The organism is Acinetobacter sp. ATCC 27244, from assembly GCF_000156555.1.
Classification (GTDB): domain Bacteria; phylum Pseudomonadota; class Gammaproteobacteria; order Pseudomonadales; family Moraxellaceae; genus Acinetobacter; species Acinetobacter haemolyticus.
On record NZ_GG665976.1, the window covers coordinates 1 to 5,743 of the forward strand.

Genomic DNA, 5,743 nt, shown 5'->3' on the forward strand with positions numbered 1-5,743 from the left:
ATATATTTAGTAAATAATACAAATATCTTCACTTTAATATGAACTCCAGTTTTATGAACACAAGTTCTCAAAACTCAAATCGGCGATTAATTCGAGAAATCACGATTATCCTTATTATTAAAGTAATCCTTCTCATGGTAATTAAACACGTCTGGTTTGATGCACCAACAATTCCAAAAGATTTTAACAATCAAGTTGCCGAGCGTATTGCTGGTGACTTATCTAACACTCAGGAGACACGTTGATGATTTCTGAAAGCGTGGTCGATCTTTCGCGGTTCCAGTTTGCAATGACTGCGATGTATCACTTCATTTTTGTCCCTTTAACTTTAGGTCTTGCTTTTATTCTTGCCATTATGGAAACCACTTATGTGATTTCTGGTAAGGAAATATATAAGGACATGACCAAGTTTTGGGGAAAACTTTTTGGGATTAACTTTGCTTTAGGTGTCACCACTGGACTAACAATGGAATTCCAGTTCGGAACGAACTGGGCATATTATTCTCACTATGTCGGTGATATTTTCGGAGCACCGCTTGCAATTGAAGGCTTAATGGCTTTCTTCTTAGAGTCTACCTTTATTGGGTTATTCTTTTTTGGCTGGGATCGTCTCTCAAAATTTCAGCATTTAGGAGTAACTTGGTTAGTCGCAATCGGTTCAAATATGTCCGCATTATGGATTTTGATTGCAAATGGTTGGATGCAAAACCCAGTCGGTGCTGCATTCAATTATGAAACCATGCGAATGGAGCTCGTAGACTTTGCAGCCTTGATTTTCAACCCAGTGGCTCAGGTTAAATTCGTCCATACTGTATCTGCTGGTTATGTGACAGGTGCCATCTTTGTTTTAGCGATCTCTAGCTACTACTTATTGAAAAAACAGGATTTACCTTTTGCACGTCGTTCTTTCGCGATTGCAGCTATCTTTGGTTTAGCATCTACTTTATCTGTCATTTTACTCGGTGATGAATCTGGTTATGAATTAGGTGATGTTCAGAAAACTAAACTTGCGGCTATTGAAGCTGAATGGCATACAGAACCAGCACCTGCTGCATTCACCTTATTTGGTATTCCAAATCAAGAAAAAATGCGGACTGACTACGCCATTAAAATCCCTTATGTCATGGGTATTATTGCAACGCGCTCCACTGACAAAGAAGTAACGGGTATTCACGATCTCATGAAACAACACGAGGTACGTATTCGTAATGGTATGGTGGCATATAGTGAGTTAGAAAAACTACGTGCGGGTGATCGCTCACCAGAGTTACTTGCATCATTTGAGCAAAATCAGAAAGACCTTGGTTATGGCCTTTTATTAAAGAAATATGCGCCAAATGTTGTTGATGCAACTGAAGCTCACATTCAGGCAGCAACCAAAGATACCATTCCAAATGTTGCAGCGTTGTTCTTTTCATTCCGTGCAATGGTTGCTTCTGGCTTTTTGATGCTTCTACTCTTTATCTTGGCAACTTGGGCAGTGGCTAAACGCAATGCTGAAGATAAACCATGGTTACTCAAATTTGCACTATTCTCTCTCCCACTCCCATGGATTGCGGCTCAAACAGGTTGGTATGTTGCTGAAGGTGGGCGTCAACCGTGGTCAATTGGTGAAATTTTGCCAACACACTTATCTGCATCTAGTATCAGTGCAGGCGATGTATGGGGTTCGATTATCGCTCTCGCTGCTTTCTATACAGTTCTTCTCATCATCGAAATGTATTTGATGATCAAGTTTGCACGTCTAGGTCCAAGTTCTTTACACACTGGTAAGTATCACTTTGAAAAACTTGAAGCAAAATCAGTGGAGGCTCAACCATGATCGAATATGAATTACTCAAAATTATTTGGTGGGTATTGGTTGGTGTATTGCTTATCGGCTTTGCACTCACCGATGGCTTCGACATGGGAGCAATGGCCCTAATGCCATTTGTCGGTAAAACAGACAATGAACGCCGAGCTGCAATCAATACCATTGCACCACACTGGGATGGTAACCAAGTTTGGTTTATTACAGCCGGTGGTGCGTTATTTGCAGCATGGCCTATGGTGTATGCAGTTGCCTTTTCGGGTATGTATTGGGCACTACTACTGGTCCTGTTTGCACTATTCTTACGACCCGTTGGCTTTGACTATCGGTCTAAATTAGAAAACACGCAATGGCGTACGTCATGGGATTGGGGGTTGTGTATAGGCGGTGCTGTTCCTGCGCTAATCTTTGGTGTGGCTTTTGGTAATTTGTTCTTAGGTGTTCCATTTGGCTTAGACGAAACTCTACGTTCCCAATATACAGGTAGCTTCTTCGCTCTCTTAAATCCGTTTGCATTGGTTTGCGGTATTGTGAGCTTATCCATGCTCTGCGCTCATGGTGGTTCATGGTTGATGTTACGTACAGATGGAGATTTATTTCATCGTTCTGCCAAAGCAACACAACTGATGGCAGCTATTTTTCTTGCCTGCTTCCTTGTAGCAGGTGCATGGCTATACTTCGGCGGTATTGAAGGTTATAGCTATGCCACTGCTATCGACACCAATGCCGCACTCAACCCTCTTGCAAAAGAAGTTGTGACGAATGCAAACCATGGCTGGATGAATAATTACTTAACCTACCCAATCACGGTAGCCGCACCTGTTGCAGCCATTTTAGGTGCAATACTTGCACTGATCAGTGCAGGCAAACAAAAAGCTGCTATTACCTTTACAGGCACAAGCTTAATGATTGTTGGTGCGATTCTTACAGCTGGATTTGCACTATTCCCATTCCTGTTACCATCCAATATTGATCCAACCTCTAGTTTAACAATGTGGGATGCTGTATCTAGCCATAAAACGCTCGGAGTGATGACGGTTGCGGCTTGTATTTTTGTTCCACTCATTTTGATCTACACCTCTTGGTCTTATTACAAAATGTGGGGCGTAATTACCAGCAAACACATTGAAGAAAATTCACATAGTTTGTACTGATTGAGGAGCAATGATATGTGGTACTTTGCATGGATTCTAGGCATTTTAATGGCATGTTTTGCAGGTGTTCTGAGTGCACTATATATCGAACACCATCAAAATCTAGATGAGGAATCCTAAAATGGCAAAAGCAATGACAACACCGAAAAATAGTAAGGCACATGTATTTGCAATGACCATTTCGTTTCTGTTGGCATTGCCACTCGCAGCTATTTTACTGGTACATCCTGCCTTAATGTTAGATGCTCAGGGAAATTACAACCATAGCTTACTGATGTTGGTTATGATTGGAATTTCTGGTGGCTTTATTCATGGTGTAGGATTTATTCCCAAGTTTTGGTTATGGAAATGGTTATTCAGTCCATATGTTGCATGGCCACTCATGGTTTTAGGCTATTATATTTGGGTCGGTAATTAAACCTTATACAACGATCAAGTAAAGAGGCATTTTAGGTTAAACTCGAAATGCCTCTTTTTCAACACCAAACACATACAACGTAATTTAAATGCAATTACAAAATGCATTTTATCTTCTTTTTTAATTCAATAAGTTGGATGAATGTCAGAGGTAAGCCAACTTCCGCATCTAAGGGATAAGGCAACATCTTTCCTGTTTTTTGATAACCACGACGTTGATAATAAGCGATTAATTCTTGTCTTAGATCTAAAACACTCATGAAAATATCAGAAACTTGAGGATGATCAACCATAATATATTGCTCAACGAAATTAAGCATTTTACGACCGCAGCCTAGATTTTGGATCATGGGGTGAACTGCAAATGTACCTATCTCTACACTGCTACCATCAAATGTTAAACCCACACACGCAATAATTTTGTTCTGCTCGTCTTCACCCACAAATAATTCAAATTGTTCTTTTTCTAGCTCATCATTTAATTGCTTTTCCGTTATCCGACTGCCTTCTACTAAATCTTTTTCCGTGGTCCAACTGCGACCAGACCGCGTTCTGTATGCTATGTTCAATAATTCTATAAGTTGATCTACATCATGCCTTATTGCTTTTCTAATTTTTAAGCTCATCATTTCTTCGTTATATCTTTTTAATAAAAAAGCCGATGATAACATCGGCTTCACTAAACTATAAATACGTTAGTTACTCTGACCAGCTAACCAAGCCATAAACTTTTGACGTTCAGCTTTAGAGGCTTTTTGCCACAACTCAACCAATTGCTGATCAGTGGTTCTGTTAGCATTATTAGATGTTGTTGCAACTGTAGCAACAGGCTCAGCTATTGTTGGTTTTGCACCTGCGTATACGGCTGCAGGTTGATTAGCGGTATTATTTTTATTCTTTTGAGTTAGATCAAGTGTTCGGCTTAATAAACCACTACCAGTGAACCAAGGTTTTGCCTCATTATTAGCACCAGTTTGTTGTACGATCAATTTCTTATTTTGGTCATAAAGTGCAACTGTAGGCTGTTCGGCATATTTTTTTGCGGCTTCAAAATCTTTTGGAGCATTAACCAAACCCAAACGATAGCTTTGGTTATCTTTTAAATTTGGAGCTTGAATGGTGACAACGCCCGATCTCACGATGTCATGCTCACCACTTAAATGCTCAAAATACTCACGGTATCGAACATTCAGAGTTATGTCACCAGCATCAACTTGATAGTTATTTTTACTTGAAGGTAATAAACCAGAGTTTACCTCTTGGCCATTCACCGCAACAATAACGATTTCTTCAGGCGCAGTAATTGTAACCGCTGAAAAAACAGAACCACTGAATAACAAACCGAAAGCAGCAATACCAACTCTTAAAGACATTAGACTTTTCTCGATATAAACTATTTATGAAACCGTATGCACTATGCTACGAGATTATGACTATTTTATGACAATAAGGCGAATGACCTATCTTAAGCCTTCTCCCATCAAGTGATATATACCTCATATTTGCCGTTAAAGACCATACCACTTTTGCCCAATCTTACTGTTTTTTCTTATTACAAAAAAGAGCGCACAAGCGCCCTTTTTATTTCACGACAATTTTAGTTAAAAGTTTTAAAACGTGCTGCATCATCCATATAGGTTTTTTCACCAGCTGGTGCTTCAACTGAACCAAATACTAGCTGAGCACGTAGTTTCCAATTAGCAGGAATCGCAAAAGTTTCCGCAACTTCTTCATCGATGATTGGATTGTAATGCTGTAATGAAGCACCGATACCAATTTCAGCTAACGCAGTCCAAGTCGCAAATTGCGCAATGGCACTTGAATGTTCTGACCATACTGGGAAGTTATCTGCATACAATGCAAATTGTTCTTGTAAACCTTTGACAACATCTTGATCTTCATAAAATAGCGCTGTACCAAAGCCAGCAGCAAAACTATCAATTTTTGCATTGGTGCTTTCAAATGCTTCAGCTGGTACGATTTTGCGTAATGTTTCGCGCACAATATTCCAGAAATTTGTATGTGACGCACCATATAAAGTAACAACACGTGATGTTTGTGAGTTAAAAGATGATGGGCTTTGCTTTACAGCCTCACGAATTGTTTCTTCAATCGTTGCTTGATCAACTGAAACATTTTTACCAATGGCATAGATTGTACGACGTGCTTTAATGCTATTTAAAAAGTTACTCATGTTGTTATTCCTACCTGTACCCGATGGGAGTTATCTTGGATTGAATGTAGTGTATAACGACTCATTTTCCTGTAATAGCCTAAAAAATATAACAGATCGTTTCGTTTTTGAAACAACACTATTCTCAGACTATAAAAAAAGACCCCTTATATGGGGCCTTTTTAGCAG

Annotated in this window: 8 protein-coding genes; 5 read left to right on the top strand and 3 right to left on the bottom strand. The window is 39.5% G+C overall.

Annotated features, from left to right (window positions below; genetic code table 11):
- Positions 1-53 precede the first annotated feature (53 nt).
- The 5 genes from cydP to HMPREF0023_RS15550 are packed head-to-tail and all read left to right on the top strand — an operon-like array spanning position 54 to position 3,382.
- Positions 54-245 (top strand): cytochrome oxidase putative small subunit CydP, encoded by a 192-nt coding sequence (cydP, locus tag HMPREF0023_RS15530; protein ID WP_008942550.1) that lies wholly within the window; start codon positions 54-56, stop codon positions 243-245.
- Positions 245-1,822, top strand: a complete 1,578-nt coding sequence (locus tag HMPREF0023_RS15535) for a cytochrome ubiquinol oxidase subunit I (protein ID WP_005080519.1) — start codon at positions 245-247, stop codon at positions 1,820-1,822. Before cydP ends, HMPREF0023_RS15535 begins: the two co-directional genes overlap by 1 nt.
- Positions 1,819-2,964, top strand: a complete 1,146-nt coding sequence (cydB, locus tag HMPREF0023_RS15540; RefSeq protein ID WP_008942551.1) for a cytochrome d ubiquinol oxidase subunit II — start codon at positions 1,819-1,821, stop codon at positions 2,962-2,964. The genes HMPREF0023_RS15535 and cydB overlap by 4 nt, the downstream gene beginning before the upstream one ends.
- Positions 2,965-2,979: 15 nt before the next feature.
- A complete protein-coding gene (cydX, locus tag HMPREF0023_RS16400) occupies positions 2,980-3,084 on the top strand; it encodes a cytochrome bd-I oxidase subunit CydX (RefSeq protein ID WP_005080515.1) in 105 nt (34 codons plus the stop codon).
- Between the two features lies 1 nt (position 3,085).
- Positions 3,086-3,382, top strand: coding sequence for a cyd operon YbgE family protein (locus HMPREF0023_RS15550; RefSeq protein ID WP_005080513.1), 297 nt, complete (start codon positions 3,086-3,088; stop codon positions 3,380-3,382).
- A 94-nt stretch (positions 3,383-3,476) separates the two neighbouring features.
- On the opposite strand, the gene HMPREF0023_RS15555 is transcribed toward HMPREF0023_RS15550, so the two are convergent.
- From HMPREF0023_RS15555 to HMPREF0023_RS15565, 3 genes are all read right to left on the bottom strand, one after another.
- A complete protein-coding gene (locus HMPREF0023_RS15555; protein WP_008942553.1) occupies positions 3,477-4,052 on the bottom strand; it encodes a GNAT family N-acetyltransferase in 576 nt (191 codons plus the stop codon).
- A gap of 24 nt (positions 4,053-4,076) precedes the next feature.
- Entirely contained in the window at positions 4,077-4,754 is a 678-nt protein-coding gene (locus HMPREF0023_RS15560; RefSeq protein WP_005080508.1) for a DUF2057 domain-containing protein, read from the bottom strand.
- A gap of 224 nt (positions 4,755-4,978) precedes the next feature.
- Positions 4,979-5,575 (bottom strand): nitroreductase family protein, encoded by a 597-nt coding sequence (locus HMPREF0023_RS15565; RefSeq protein WP_004639262.1) that lies wholly within the window; start codon positions 5,573-5,575, stop codon positions 4,979-4,981.
- Positions 5,576-5,743 lie beyond the last annotated feature (168 nt).